10 protein-coding genes and 1 pseudogene are annotated in these 14,409 nt (G+C 65.0%); 3 read left to right on the top strand and 8 right to left on the bottom strand.

Going from position 1 to position 14,409, the window contains the following annotated elements; genetic code table 11:
• Positions 1-21: 21 nt before the first annotated feature.
• Positions 22-642, bottom strand: coding sequence for an HNH endonuclease (locus tag TRD_RS08150; protein ID WP_015922683.1), 621 nt, complete (start codon positions 640-642; stop codon positions 22-24).
• 146 nt (positions 643-788) lie between these two features.
• The gene (gene uvrA / locus TRD_RS08145; RefSeq protein WP_015922682.1) at positions 789-3,674 is read right to left on the bottom strand and encodes an excinuclease ABC subunit UvrA; all 2,886 of its coding nucleotides are present in this window, start codon (positions 3,672-3,674) and stop codon (positions 789-791) included.
• 99 nt (positions 3,675-3,773) lie between these two features.
• Between uvrA and TRD_RS08140 the strand changes: the two genes are divergently transcribed.
• Both TRD_RS08140 and TRD_RS15120 read left to right on the top strand, forming a co-directional pair.
• Complete coding sequence (locus TRD_RS08140) at positions 3,774-4,115, top strand: AI-2E family transporter (protein WP_015922681.1); 342 nt, start codon at positions 3,774-3,776, stop codon at positions 4,113-4,115.
• A 24-nt stretch (positions 4,116-4,139) separates the two neighbouring features.
• Positions 4,140-4,907: pseudogene (locus TRD_RS15120) on the top strand (AI-2E family transporter); the annotation flags it as partial.
• Positions 4,908-5,042: 135 nt separating this feature from the next.
• Here TRD_RS15120 and TRD_RS08125 read toward each other — a convergent pair.
• The 6 genes from TRD_RS08125 to TRD_RS15370 all read right to left on the bottom strand — a co-directional run bounded on the left by TRD_RS08125 (position 5,043) and on the right by TRD_RS15370 (position 12,215).
• Complete coding sequence (locus tag TRD_RS08125; protein WP_015922678.1) at positions 5,043-7,139, bottom strand: DUF4815 domain-containing protein; 2,097 nt, start codon at positions 7,137-7,139, stop codon at positions 5,043-5,045.
• A 197-nt stretch (positions 7,140-7,336) separates the two neighbouring features.
• Positions 7,337-8,665, bottom strand: coding sequence for a dihydrolipoamide acetyltransferase family protein (locus tag TRD_RS08120; RefSeq protein WP_015922677.1), 1,329 nt, complete (start codon positions 8,663-8,665; stop codon positions 7,337-7,339).
• 30 nt (positions 8,666-8,695) lie between these two features.
• Entirely contained in the window at positions 8,696-9,700 is a 1,005-nt protein-coding gene (locus TRD_RS08115) for an alpha-ketoacid dehydrogenase subunit beta (protein WP_015922676.1), read from the bottom strand.
• Between the two features lie 18 nt (positions 9,701-9,718).
• The gene (gene pdhA, locus TRD_RS08110; RefSeq protein ID WP_015922675.1) at positions 9,719-10,732 is read right to left on the bottom strand and encodes a pyruvate dehydrogenase (acetyl-transferring) E1 component subunit alpha; all 1,014 of its coding nucleotides are present in this window, start codon (positions 10,730-10,732) and stop codon (positions 9,719-9,721) included.
• Positions 10,733-10,846: 114 nt separating this feature from the next.
• Complete coding sequence (locus TRD_RS08105; RefSeq protein ID WP_041436992.1) at positions 10,847-11,344, bottom strand: adenosine-specific kinase; 498 nt, start codon at positions 11,342-11,344, stop codon at positions 10,847-10,849.
• Between the two features lie 757 nt (positions 11,345-12,101).
• Positions 12,102-12,215: an alcohol dehydrogenase catalytic domain-containing protein gene (locus TRD_RS15370; RefSeq protein WP_081433478.1), complete on the bottom strand. Its 114-nt coding sequence runs from the start codon at positions 12,213-12,215 to the stop codon at positions 12,102-12,104.
• A gap of 411 nt (positions 12,216-12,626) precedes the next feature.
• Here TRD_RS15370 and pyk point away from each other — a divergent pair, with 411 nt between their 5' ends.
• Entirely contained in the window at positions 12,627-14,066 is a 1,440-nt protein-coding gene (gene pyk / locus TRD_RS08095) for a pyruvate kinase (protein ID WP_015922670.1), read from the top strand.
• Positions 14,067-14,409: the final 343 nt, after the last annotated feature.

Here is a 14,409-nt window from a genome sequence, read left to right as displayed (position 1 = left end):
GCTCCCGCCTGACTGCTCGAGTTATCGACTGCGCTGACTCTTGACGTCAAGATCGGGGAGGAACTTCAGCCAGCTCTCGTGCACGGGTGAGCGCAGCAGCCGCTGGATCGTGTAGTAGCGGCTCGGCGGTGGTTCGAAGGGTGGGCGCAAGAGCTGCATGCGCGCCTCGGCCAGCGACTTGCCTCCCTTGCGGTGATTGCAGGCACGGCAGGCGCTGACGACGTTCTCCCAGGTGTGAGGACCACCGCGCGAGCGCGGGATCACGTGGTCGATCGTGAGGTCGTGAGTCCGTACGCCGCAGTACTGGCAGGTGAAGTTGTCGCGCAGGAAGACCTCGCGGCGGGTCAGCCGGACGCGGACCAGTGGCCGCTTGACGAGTGTGTAGAGGCGAATGACCGAGGGCGCGGGGAAACGGTGCTGGGCGGATGCGACTTCATGGTCATAGGTTTCCAGGATTTCGGCTTTTCCAGCCAGCCAGAGCACGAGAGCACGCCGGACGCTTGCGACGTGGAGTGGTTCGTAGTTCTGGTTCAGTACGAGAACTGGGTGGTAGCCGTTCTGGGATGATCGAGAGATACCCTCGGACAAGCCGTCCAGGGAGAGATGGCCATTGTGGCGTTGGAGAGGGTCGTTATCGAGCACGTTTGCGTCCCGTTCAGCCGAGTCTTCTGTGGAATCGACGCATCGACTTTCGCCGATCAGCGCACACTGCGCCCTCTCGAGGGTCGCCTTCAATGATACCGAGCGGCTGGTGCTGCTGACTACCTGTCTGGGCCCGGCGTGACGGCCTACCGTGAGAGCGACGCTACCGGCAACACCCGACGCAGAGCTTGGCCGGTATACGAGTGCTCGATTGCCGCGATCTCTTCCGGGGTACCAGTTGCGATCACGTACCCACCGGCAGCGCCGCCCTCTGGCCCGAGATCGATCACATAGTCGGCGCACTTGATCACGTCCAGGTTGTGTTCGATCACGATCACCGTATTGCCAGCATCGGTGAGACGCTGGAGCACGTTGAGCAGCCGCTCGATATCGGCGAAATGCAGGCCAGTGGTCGGTTCGTCCAGGATGTACAAGGTGCGGCCGGTGGCACGCCGACTGAGTTCCGTCGCCAGCTTGACACGCTGCGCTTCACCACCGGAGAGCGTCGTGGCGGGCTGCCCGAGCTTGATGTATCCCAGTCCGACGTCCGAGAGGGTCTGGAGCTTGGCCCGGATCGCCGGGAAGGCCGAGAAGAACTCGAGTGCTTCGTCTACCGTCATCTCCAACACGTCAGCGATGCTCTTGCCGCGGTAGGTGATCTCGAGTGCCTCCCGGTTGTACCGCTTGCCGTGGCAGACCTCGCAGGGAACATAGACATCGGGAAGGAACTGCATCGAGATCTGGATGACCCCCTGCCCTTCGCAGGCTTCGCACCGTCCTCCTTTGACGTTGAAGGAGAACCGGCCCGGTGCGTAGCCACGTGCTTTGGCCTCGGGGAGCGAGGCGAAAAGCTCGCGGATCGGGGTGAAGACGCCGGTATAGGTCGCGGGATTAGAGCGTGGTGTCCGTCCGATCGGGCTTTGGTCGATGTTGATCACTTTGTCGATGTGCTCGATCCCCTCGATCGCGTCATGCGCGCCCGGACGATCCTTCGCCCGGTAAAAGAGCTGTGCCAGCCGCCGGTAGAGAGTGTCGACGACCAGGGTGCTCTTTCCCGAGCCGGAGACACCGGTGACGCAGATGAAGCAGCCGAGCGGAAAGGCGACATCGATATTCTTCAGGTTGTTCTCGCGCGCTCCCCGGACGACGAGCCACTGCCCGTTGCCGGAGCGGCGCTGCTCCGGCACAGCGATCCGGCGGGCGCCGCTCAAATACTGGCCAGTCAGCGATTCGGGTGTCTGGATGATGACCTCGAGCGGGCCAGCCGCGACCACGCGCCCGCCGTGCTCGCCAGCGCCCGGGCCGATATCGATGATCCAGTCGGCGGCGCGGATCGTCTCCTCGTCGTGCTCGACGACGATCACCGTGTTCCCGAGATCGCGCAAGCGCAGGAGCGTCCGAATGAGCCGACCGTTATCGCGCGGATGCAGCCCGATGCTCGGCTCGTCGAGGACGTACAGGACGCCCATCAGCCGACTGCCGATCTGGGTCGCCAACCGGATGCGCTGCGCTTCCCCACCGGAGAGCGTCGCGGTCGGCCGGTCGAGCGTGAGGTACTCGAGCCCGACGTCGACCAGGAAGCCGAGCCGCTCGCGGATCTCCTTGAGAATTTGATGCGCGATGCGCCGCTCTCGCTCGGTGAGCGGCGTGCGCGCATCGTCAGCCAGTTCGTCAAAGAAGCGGAGCGCCTCGCCGATCGAGAGCCGCGTCACTTCAACGATCGAGCGCCCGGCGACGGTCACCGCGCGGCTCTCCGGTCGGAGCCGGGATCCCCCGCATTCCGGGCAGGGATACGCTGCCATGTATTGCTCGATCTCGGCACGCACGTATTCGGAGTTGCTGGTTGCGTAGCGGCGGCGGAGACTCGGGATGACCCCCTCGAAGGTGACCCGGTAGGAGCGCTCGTGGCCGCTCTTCCCAGCATAGACCAGCGTGACGGTCCGACTGCCGTCGCCGTAAAGGATGAGCTGCTTGACTCGTTCAGGGAGCTCGCGCCAGGGGACATCGGTGCGGAAACGCTCGGCCCGAGCCAGTGCGCGGAGGAGCGCCAGATACCAGGCGCTACTTTCCCGCCCCTCGCGGAACCATGGGGCGATCGCTCCCTCCTCGAGCGAACGGTCCGGGTCGGGAACGATGAGATCGGGGTCGAACTCGAGCTTGCTGCCCAGCCCATCGCAGGCAGGGCAAGCGCCATGCGGGCTGTTGAAGGAGAAGCTCCGCGGCTCGAGCTCCGGAACACTGATCCCACAGTGGACGCAGGCGTTCTTTTCCGAGAAAACGATCGGTTCGCCCTCGAGCGGCTGAACCAGCGCGATTCCTCCGCCGAGCTTGACTGCAGTCTCCAACGCTTCGACGACGCGCAGGTGAAAGGCATGCGCTTCTTCCGGATTACTGGTCCGGACGATCAAGCGGTCGACCACGACCTCGATCGTGTGCCGCTTGTTCTTGGCCAGGGCGATCGGCTCGTCCAGATCGCGCAGCTCGCCGTCGATCCGGACGCGCGTGAAACCGGCGCGCCGCAGCTCCTCGAGCACGCTCTGGTGCTCGCCCTTCCGGTCCCGGATGACCGGAGCGAGGACGAAGAGTCGTGTCCCGTCGGGCAGTGCTTCGACCTGCTCGGCCATTTGCTGGACGGTCTGGGCCTGGATCGGACGGCCGCACTCCGGGCAGTGCGGTTTCCCGATCCGCGCGTAGAGGAGGCGGAGGTAATCGTAGATCTCGGTCTGCGTACCGACCGTCGAGCGCGGGTTGTGACTAGCTGCCTTCTGGTCGATCGAGATGGCGGGGGAGAGCCCTTCGATCTGGTCGACGTCGGGCTTTTCCATCAGGCCGAGGAACTGCCGGGCATAGGCGGAGAGCGACTCGACGTAGCGCCGTTGTCCTTCGGCGTAGATCGTGTCGAAGGCGAGGCTCGACTTCCCCGATCCGGACAGACCCGTGATCACGACGAGCTTGTCGCGTGGGATCTCGACGTCGATGTTCTTCAGGTTGTGCTCGCGGGCACCGCGGACGATGATCTTGTCGCTGGCCATGAGCCTCTCCAGCCCGTGTCCGGACACGGGCACTCGACTATTGTAACAATGCCCCAGCGCTCGTTGACTGCGGGTCACGGCGGCAGAGAGAGGAGGGCAGTGCGCGCGTTCGTCGATCTGCGGCTCGCTCTGAGTATCGCTTGCGGGATACTCGTGGCTGCCACTGGACTCGCCCTCGGCTGGTTCCTGTTCGTCCTGCGCGACGTGCTCGTCCCCTACGTCGCCGTGCTGGTCGCGGAGACCATCGCTCGCCCGGTCGGCTGGCTGGAGCGGCATCGCCTCCCAGCGGGTGTTGCGGTATCGCTCGTCTTCGCGGCCGCCGGACTGATCGCGGTGGCGCTCGTGTTGCTGGTGCTTTCCCCGCTAGTTGCCCAAGCGCTCGCGTTGCGGGACGAATTGCCTCGACTAGTCGAGCAACTGGTGCGGTTGCGGGCACTGTAGCGCGAACTCCGCGCATCCTATCCGGAACTCGCGCCGGTCGAGCTGCAGCTGGAAGCGATGGCGAGCCAGTGGCTCGCGTCGTTCGCTCGCCAGTCGGTGCTGCTTCCTCGCTGGGCGCTCGCGACGATCCTGGATCTGGTCGCGATCATCGCGCTCAGCAGCGCACTGGTGATGCAGCGGCGGACGCTCTTCGCGTTGCTTCTGGCAGCGATGCCTCCCGCGCAGCGCCCACTGCTGCGCGCCATCGTCGTGGAGATCTGGCGCCGGATCGGCAATGACGTGAGTGCGAAGCTGACCGTGATGGGGATCGTGGGGGTAGGGACTGCGCTCGTGCTCTGGCCGCTCGGTGTCCCCTCCCCGCTCCTCCTCGGTCTTCTCGTGGCAGTGGGCGAATTCGTGCCGCGGATCGGACCGTAGTTGGCGCGTATCCCGCTCTTCGCGCTCGCGCTGCTGGCGGAGTGGATCCCGCTCCTGGTGACGATCGCGAGCTCGGTCCTGATCCAGAATGCAAAAGGGCTCGTCATCGCTCCGCTCGTCGAGGGGGAGCGACTCGATGTCCATCCCCTGGCAGCGCTGGTGGCCGTTCTGTCTGGGGCCGAACTCGGGGGCGTTGCCGGTGCTGCGCTCGCGTTGCCGGTTGTCGTCGTCCTGGACGTGTTGTGGGACCGATCAGTGAAACCGTGGTTGGTCCGCGGCCGAGCGATCAGCGAGGAGCCGGGGAGCGCGGGGAAAAAAGAGTGCGGAGACCCCTGCTGCCACGCCGTGACCGGGCGAGCGCGTTCCGGCCAGTAGAACGCATTCCAGCCAGCCTGCACAGCAGAGCAGAAGCGGAGCGGGGCGGATCGAGCGTGGCCAGCGAAAAGACAGACGCTCCCGCCCGAGAGCGCGTTTCAGCTCGTCCCGGGCGGGAGCCGATGCACCTGGTGCTCAGGGAGCCCAGCTCAGTGACTGCATGACCTGCGGCTCGGTCGGGTCACAGTTGCCGTTGGTGTTCAAGTCCCAACAGACGGTGACGGGGGCCGTCGTGTTGGTGCCCTTCACGAGCACGGTCGCGGCTCCGAACATGTTCGTGAAGGCGGGTGAGGTCGTGATGGTCAGACCGGCCGGTCCCTGAACCAGGATCTGTTGGGCGGGCATCTGCACACCGTTCTCGTCGACCGTTTGGGCGACGATGATCGTATCCACGCCGCTCTTGTTGGCGACCTTGCCGAAGTCGACACGGAGGGCGCGCTGTCCGGTCGCGACATTGAAGGCGGCCGATCCATCAGCTTGCACGTCGTAGTTGACGTTGTTGGTAATGGCGACAACCGGTCCGCCCGCGGTCACGGCGGCGCGCACCTGACCCTGGAAGTTGGCGGGGAGCGGTGCCTGACTCGGCGCGTAGATGGTCACGGCGCCGTTGGGGGCGATCCCTGGGACAGTCAAGGGTGAGGGAGGTTGCGGTGCGCCGCTCGCGTCGAAGAAGTCGAGCGTGACCGTGGCCGCAGCACCGCCTACGTTGAAGAGCTGGATCCCGCTGTTGTCGTTGCCGCTCGACCCCTGTTTCTGGAAGAGCGGGACGCGGAGGAGCGGCATGGGGAGACCTGGTGTCAGGGTGAGTGGTCCATTGATGCCCATCGAGGTCAGCGCTTGCCCGACGTCCGCGCCACCCCCGGTGTACTTGACGGCATCGACCGAGACGATGATCGGCTGGGTACTAGTGATGACCGCCTGAGCGAGCTGGCCACCGCTCCCGCTCAGATAGTCGAAGTCCATCGAGTTGGACGCAATCGGCCCCAGGCTCTTGGTGGTGATGAGGTTGCCGTTGGTTCCGTAGTAGTTGATCGTCACGGTCGCGGGAACGCCCCCAGCGTTCGTCACGGCCAGGCCGGTGTTCCAGTCGAAGTAGGCCTGGAAGACGAGCGGCACATACACTGTGCTGGTCAAGGAACCCGCCGGCAAAGCGAGGTTGGTGAGGGCCATATTGACTGGGGTTCCCCAGGGCTGAGTCGGCTTGATCCGGTCGATGCTGGCGGTCAGCTGGCACCCGACTCCTTCGATGCGCGCGGTGCCCAGCCAGTTGTTCGGCACGCCAGCAGCGACGAGGTCCAGGTTCCACGTCGCGCCGGCAGCCACTGCCTGTGTGAGCGTATGCGTCTGGGTGCCGCTCGGGTGCTGGTAGAGCTTGACGGTGACGGAGCAGAGCGTGCTGCCGACGTTGGTGACGTGCAGGACCGTCTTCCAACCGCTGTAGTTGGCCTGCGCGATCGGTGCGACCAGCGTGCTGCCGACCGCACTGGCCCGGCTCAGTCCGGCGTATCCACTGACCATGAGGTGAGTGCTGCTCGTGCGACCGTTCGTCGAGGGGGCTGGGGCCATGAGCTTGACAGCGGCGCTCAGCCGGGCCGGGCGGCAGGGAAAGTCGTAAGCGACTTGCACGCTGTAGGCGCTGCCGCCAGCTGGCTCAGCTCCACCTGGTGCCCAGCTGATGTTCAGCGTCGTACCGACTTGGGAGAAGGTATAGTCGGCTGGTGCTGCGTAGAGCGTCGTTCCCTGGCTCACGACGACCTGGGTGACGTTGACGCCGCTGGGAACCGGCAAAGCGATAGTATCGGCCGTGTTCGCAGGGGTACCGCGCGTCTTGGTGAACTCCTGAACTGCCTGGGATGCGCAGCCGCCTTGCTCACGCCCACTGAGCAAGAGACCACCGCCGGGGCTGGAGCCGAAGAGTGTTCCCGCGGCCAGGGTCGTCGAGCCGTTGCCGGGTAGGTTGACGCTCGTGATCGGGGAGCCGTCCGCCTTGGCGATGTCGACGGTCACCGGGAAGTTGCTGGCGTTGGCGACGGTGACCGTTCCGTGCCACGGACCGGTACCCGCGAGCGTCTCGTTGTTCGGCAGATACGGGACGACGAGTTGCTCGTCGATGTCCCAGAGGCTCGCTGTGGGGGTGGGTGCGGACCAGTTCGCTGTGACCGGGGCGCTCGAGGCAACGAGCAGACCGAGCGCGAGGAGAACGACGCCGAAGCGTCTTGACCAATGCTTCATGCTGTTGTCCCCTTTCGCAGGCTATCGACTGTGCCGAACGAGACGAGTGTAACGCATCCGTCCTTTCTGGAGAATCCTTCTCGTGCGCTGTCCCCGGGGCGCGAGCTGGCCGGATCATTTCCGGCTCTGCCGAAACAACGCGCGAGCCTGCCGACCGCTTACAGCCGGCAGGCTCGCTCGAGGTGCCCGAACCCTGTTCAGCGGACGAGCAGCAGCATCGGCTGCTCCAGAAGCGTGCGTACGGTCTCGAGGAAGCGGGCGGCAACGGCGCCGTCGGCGACGCGATGGTCGACCGAAAGGGTCAGACGCAGGCGGCGCACCGGTACCGGCTCCTCGCTTCCCTCGCGATAGACCGGTTCGCGCAGGATGCTTCCCACTGCGAGGATCGCTGCCTGGGGTGGGTTGATGATGGCCGTGAAGTGTTCGACCAGCCCGAACATCCCGAGGTTGGAAATCGTGAAGGTCCCCCCTTGATATTCCTCGGGACGCAAGCGTTCCTCACGGGCGCGCGCGATCAGATCCTTGGTCAGCCGCGCGATCTCCGCGAGGGGTTTGTGGTCAGCGTCCGGCACGTAGGGCGCGATCAAGCCGTGCTCGGTCGCGACCGCGATGTTGATGTCGATGCGCTTGTAGATGCGTAGCTGGTTGGGTGGGACGAAGCTCGCGTTCAGCGTCGGGAAGTCGCGCAGTGCCAGTGCGCAGGCTTTGATCAAAAGATCGGTCACCGAGACGCGTTCCTCCTCTGGGACCTGCGCGTTGATCTGCTCGCGCAGGGCGAGCAGCGCGTCGACCTCGGCGACAGTGGTGACGAAGAAGTGCGGCGCTTGCTGGAAGCTCTCGGCCATCCGGCGAGCGATCGTTTGCCGGATGCGAGAGAGCTCGATCACTTCGAACTCGGGCAATCCTGGAACCGGTGCAACGGCCACCGCTGGTGCCGCCGCTGCTGGCGGAGCGGCTGGGGGTACCGGTGGTGGCGGTGGTGCAGCGGCCGGAGCTGGCTGCTCGGGTGCCAACGGTGCGCGTGGTGCAGCGATGAGCGGCAAGATGTCCTCTTTGACGATGCGACCGCCAGGGCCGCTCCCGCGGATCTTGCTGAGGTCGATGCCGTGCTCGGCAGCGAGCCGCCGGACGAGCGGTGAGGCGCGAACCCGTTCACCGGGTGCGGTGGGGCCCTCCTCGAGCGGGGCGGCTTCCGGCGCCCTCGGTCCTGGGGCGGTGACGGTTCCTGCCGCAGTGGCAGCGCCGACAACCGCAGGAGCTGGTACAGCCTCTTCTTCCACCTTCTCACCGGGCTCACCGATCAGGGCGATCGGTTGCCCGACCGGAACGGTTTCTCCCTCCTTGGCCAGAAGCTTCAGGATCACGCCCGAGGCGAACGACTCGATCTCCAGATTGACCTTGTCGGTCTCGATTTCGGCGATCGGTTCGCCGCGCTCGACGCGGTCCCCCTCATGCTTGAGCCAGCGAAGGATAGTGCCTTCTTTCATGTCATACCCCATCTGGGGCATGACGAGCGGTCGTGCCATTTCGTTTCCTCCGTCCCCACCTGCCTGGCGCTACCGCGCGACCGGTGCGGGGAGCCGCTGATAGAGCACCTCCCGCACCGCCTCGATGACCTTGTCCTTGTTCGGGATGACCAGGCGCTCGAGATTGCGCGCGTACGGCATCGGGACTTCGACACTGGCGACGCGCATGATCGGTGCGTCCAGGTAGTCGAGTGCCCGTTCCTGGACCGACGCAGCGATCTCGGCTCCGACGCCGAACGACTTCCAGCCTTCCTCGACGATCACCAGACGGTTCGTCTTTTGCACTGAGCGGACGATCGTCTCGACATCGAGCGGGCGCAGGACACGCAGATCGATCACCTCGCACTCGATCCCTTCGCGGGCGAGTTCCTCAGCTGCACCGAGCGCCAGGTAGTACCCGCGGAGCCAGGAGACGATGGTGACGTCGCGCCCTTCGCGACGGACTTCGGCTCCCTCGAGCGGCAGGAGGAAGTCCTCCCCGTCCGGTACTTCACCGCGGTTGCGGTAGATCAGCGAATGCTCGATGAAGATGACCGGATCGTTCCCGCGGATCGCGGCCTTGAGGAACCCCTTCGCGTCCTTGGGGACGGCCGGAGCGACGACGCGGAGTCCGGGAACATAGGCGAAGTAATTCTCGAAGAACTGCGAGTGCGTCGCACCGAGTTGGCCGAAGCCCTCGGCAGTACGCACGACGACCGGCGCGGTGAACTGCCCATTGAACATGTAGTAAATCTTGGCCAGGTGATTCACGATCTGGTCCAGGGCGAGCAGTGCGAAATTGACCGTCATCAGCTCGACGACCGGGCGCAGACCACCGATCGCGGCTCCGATTCCGAGCCCGACGATCCCCAGTTCGGCGATCGGTGTATCGCGGACCCGATCCGGTCCGAACTCCTGGAGGAAGCCGCGCGTGACCGCATAGGAACCACCGTACGCGCCGATGTCTTCACCCATGAGGAAGACGCGCTCGTCGCGGTACATCTCCTCGCGCAGCGCCTCGCGTAGCGCGTCGCGGTAGGTGATCTCTCGTGCCATTGTCGTCCCCATTCCTCTTTAGCGCACGGTGATCGGGTCGGCATACACGTACTGGGTGAGTGTCTCCGGGTCCGGTTCGGGACTCTCGTCGGCGAAGCGGACGGCCTCGGCGACCGCCTCTTCCACTGCCTGGTCGAGCGCTGCCAGTTCCTCCGGGGTGGCGACATTGTGGGCGAGCAACTGTTGCCGGAAGCGCTCGATCGGATCCCGGTGACGGCGCCACTCTTCGACCTCTTCCTTGGACCGATACGTCTCCGGATCAGCCATCGAGTGCCCACGGTAGCGATAGGTGAGAGCTTCGAGGAAGTAGGGGCCATTCCCGGACCGGCAATGCTCGAGTGCTCGCTTCGTCGCCTCGTAGACCGCGAGGACATCCTGGCCATCGACTCGCTCGGCGGGGATGTCGTAGGCGCAGGCCTTCCGGTACATCTCCCGCACGGCTGAGGCATACTGCACAGCTGTGCCCATGCCGTACTGGTTGTTCTCGCAGAGGAACAGGACGGGAAGCTTCCACAGCGCGGCGAAGTTCAGGGCTTCGTGAAAGGCGCCATTATTGGTCGCGCCATCGCCGAAGATCGCCACTGCGACGCGCCGCTGGTTCAAGTACTTGCTGGCCAAACCGAGCCCAGCCGCGATCGGCAGGAGGCCGGCCACGATCGCGTAGCCACCCCAGAAGTGCTTGGATGCATCGGCGAAATGCATCGAGCCACCGCGCCCGCCGACGAGACCGGTCGCTTTGCCGAAGAGTTCCGCCATGCACCGTCGCGGATCGAGACCGAGCGCCAGCGCGTAGCCATGGTCGCGGTAATGCGTCACCAGGTGATCGTCCGGATCCATGGCACGGATCGCGCCGACTGCGACCGCCTCCTCCCCGATATAGAGGTGCAAGAAGCCCGCGATCTTGCCGAGTGCGTACTGCTCCGCAGCGACCTCCTCGAAGCGCCGGATCAGGACCATCAGGCGATACATCTCGAGAAGTTCGCTCTTGGGGAGTGCTACCCCGGGCAGCTGGCCATCGACTGTGCTGGTCATCGCATCCTCCTGTCTTGCGCCTGCCTGGTCGCGACTGGCCCGGTCTCCTCGACCGGTTCCACTCCGTCGTGGTCGTCGCGACCGCTCGGCTCGGTGTCCCGGCACAACCTCGGTTTATGATACTCCAGGGCTGAGCTTATACCCAATCTGCCGGAGGAAACTCATCCGCTTGGCGATGTCCTCTTCTCCCTCGATGCCGAGCGGCTTGAAACCGTCGGCGACTCCGAGGACAGCGCGTTGCTCGCCCAGGTCGGCGAGCACGACCGTGACCGGGTTGGCGGTGGCGCAGAAGATCGTGCACACCTCGACCACGTTGCGCACGGCCGGTAAGACGTTGATCGGATACGCGTTGCCGAGCATGATCAAAAAGCAGTGTCCAGCCGCGATGTTCAAGACATTGCGCCGCGCCAGGTCGGTCAACTCCGGATCGGTTCCGCTCCAGCGGACCAGTCGCGGTCCCGATGCTTCGCTGAAGGCCAGCCCGAATTTGATCCCGGGTACTGCATTGACCAAGGCCTCGTGCAGATCTTCTACTGTCTTGATGAAATGACTGTGCCCGAAGATCACGTTCACGTGATCCGGCTTCTCGATGGGCACGGTTACCAGCTCGATCGGCATCCTCCGCCTCCTTTCTGTTGCTCACAGTCCTCAGGGTACGAGTACCGCGCATCCCTCGATGCGACCATCCCACAGGACCCACGGTGCCTGGGCGATCTGGGCGAGCGGATCGTCGGATACTGACAATGTGATTCCCCTACGACGCGTTCTCTGTGTTCGCCCAGTTCGCTATCAGTACCGACCAGGTTGCTCGAGATCGTCTTCTCCTGATCGGCGAGTTCTCTCGAGAGGGTGTCGATTCGTCCACCAGAGCCCCCGATGCAAGAGACCCCGCCGCCGCGCGTCATCATCGGCCCTCGCTAGGGTGTCGATCTTTCGCCGACGCAGTCCAGGATGACCGCTGTACCCTGCCCTCCTGTGGTTTGCCGGACGTTCTCGACCGGCTCGCGGTCAGCTCGCTCGGTCCAGCGTGCCCGAGTTCCTGGGCATGATCGCGTGTCTGCTCCGATCGACCGACCACGATGCTCTGGACCAGCGCGTGCGCGATCGGAAACGCGCTCTGCCCGAGCCCACCGAAGCCGATGGGCACGACGGTGTCGCCCGCTTCGGACCAGCAGCGTGCCCGCTTGACCGCATGGTAGCCAGTCAGCCCGGCATCGGCATGAGGCGACACGGAAGGCAGTGGCAGCACGCGTGGTCTCCACACGGAGTTCTGCTCCTTCATCACAGGATATTCGGCCGATCCCCCTTCCCGCGTAAGATCCAGAACGTCTCCTCCCTCGCCGTGCATGTCTCGGCCACGCCAGCAAGCTCAGCAGGTGCCATCGGTGATCGGTGGAGAGATGATGACTGGGTTGCCAGGGTGGGAGCGTTGCACCGCGGGACCAACCGCGACGACGAAACCGGCGTTCTCGTGCCCAGGAATGAATCAGGGAGTGCGACCGGAATCCGGTCGCTGCACTGCCCTTCGATGCTGTCGAGATCCGTGCGGCACACACCAGCACCGTCGATCGTCACGATTGCCTCGTCCGGTGCGCTGATCGTTGGGTCCGGCATGTCCTCCAGGAGCGAGCACGCTGCTCCTTCGAGCGTCGTGTCATATCGGTGCAAACGCGCAGCGCGCATCAGCTTTACCGTTCCTCACGCAGCACTCGCGTTCCGGTGCGCTCATGATCCTAGCACGCTCGCCGGTGACGGTCGATCGCTGCCGACAGCGTTCACTCCCGCCAGATGCCTGATCGAGAGCGGTGCCGGAGAGCGCGCATTGCCTGCTAGCGTCTTGCGGGCTATCCTCGTTTGCTCGTCGTGTCGGGCCGGGGGAGCGAGGAGGTGTCTCGTGGCGGAAGAGCGAGCGTCGTGCTGGCGACGTCGCGCCAAGATCGTGGCAACGATCGGTCCGGCCTCCTGGAGTCCGCCGGTTTTGGACCAGCTGATCGCCGCTGGTGTCGATGTCTTTCGGGTGAACGCTGCGCACAACTCGCCGGAGGAACGCCGGCCTATCGTGGCTGACCTGCGAGCTGCTGCTGACCGGGCAGGGCGACCGATCGCCATCCTGCAGGATTTGGCGAGTTGGAAGCCACGGACTGGTCCCCTGGAGGGTGATTCATTCCGCCTGATTCGCGACACGCGTGTGCGGATCGTTCCGGGCAGTGAGCCGCTCTCGCCGGAGCGGCTCAGTATCGACGATGCAGAACTGGTCGCTCAGCTGCGGCCCGGGCATCGGATCCTGATCAGCGATGGGTTGATCGAGCTCGTCGTCGAGTCGCGCGCGGGAGACGAGCTGATCGCTCGCGTCCTGCGTGGTGGCCAGATCCGGGGGCGACAGGGCGTTGCCGTACCAGGGGTCCTCGGGCGTCCTTTCCGATTGAGCGAACGCGATCGAGCCGATATCGCCTTCGCCGCCGAGCACGAGCTGGAGTACATCGGGGTGAGCTTCGTCACGGGGCCGGATGATCTCCGGTCGGTGCGAGCGATCCTGCGCGAGTGTGGCGGGCGCGCTCGGCTCGTCGCGAAAATCGAGCGTCCCGAGGCGCTGGCAGCGATCCGCGAGATCGCGCGCGAGAGCGACGCTGTCATGGTCGCTCGGGGCGATCTCGGTGTTCAGCTGCCGCCGGAGGAAGTGCCCATCGCGCAAAAGCGGATCATCCGCGTTGCCCGTGCCTTCGGTATTCCCAGCATTATCGCCACACAGATGCTGGAATCGATGACGACGCAGCCGATCCCGACTCGCGCGGAGGTCAGCGACGTGGCGAATGCTGTTCTCGAGGGAGCTGACGCTCTGATGCTCAGTGCGGAAACCGCGACTGGTCAGTATCCGGTCGAGGCGGTCGAGATGATGCATCGAATCATCGTCGCCACCGAGCAGCAGCTGACCCCTGCACCGGTTCCCGAAGAGGAAGAGCCGACGACGATCGCTGCGACGATCGCGCGCACCGCCACCGATCTCGCTCGACGTTGGCGAGCGGTTCGCACGATCGTGGCGATCACGCGAAGCGGGTTTACCGCTCGGGAAGTGGCCCGCGAGCGACCGGTCGCACCGATCGTCGCGGTGACCTGTGATCCCATGGTTGCCCGGCAACTCTCCCTGGTTTGGGGGATTGTGCCGCTCGCACTTCCTTCGTTCGCGGAAACCAGCGAGGAGTTGATCGAGCAGGCAGCAGGGGCAGCGCGTGCGAGCGGGCTCGTCAGGGGCGGTGATCACGCCGTCTTCATTACGAGTCTCCGCTATTTTCCCGAGCCCGGGCACGCCGATACGCTCCATCTCCGCCAACTCTGAACCCAGGGGCTGCTGCCCCGCGAGCAGCTCTGATGGTCGCGCTGCTCTCGCTGTGTGCCGAGAAGGCTGGGTATCGGCCGAGTGATCCTGCCAGAGCATGACGGGCTCGGCGCGCGAGCACTCGGTGGTACGCCCCGGCTGCATGGAGCCCCCGACGGGGCCAGACTGGGAGCGAGCGACACTGCGCCTCGCGAATGCCTGCCCGTCGTGGCGTCGCCTTCTCGACTTTTCTCGCTGCGGAAGCTGGGCGGTCGGGCGCAGAAGCATCGTGGATGGACGCCGTCGAATAGGCTGGGCGCTCCCTATTGACGGCATGATCGCGGTATGGTACGCCTACACGCGG

The organism is Thermomicrobium roseum DSM 5159, assembly GCF_000021685.1.
GTDB lineage: Bacteria > Chloroflexota > Chloroflexia > Thermomicrobiales > Thermomicrobiaceae > Thermomicrobium > Thermomicrobium roseum.
Note: the sequence above shows the minus strand (reverse complement) of the source record. Positions and strands in the feature narration are given on the sequence as shown.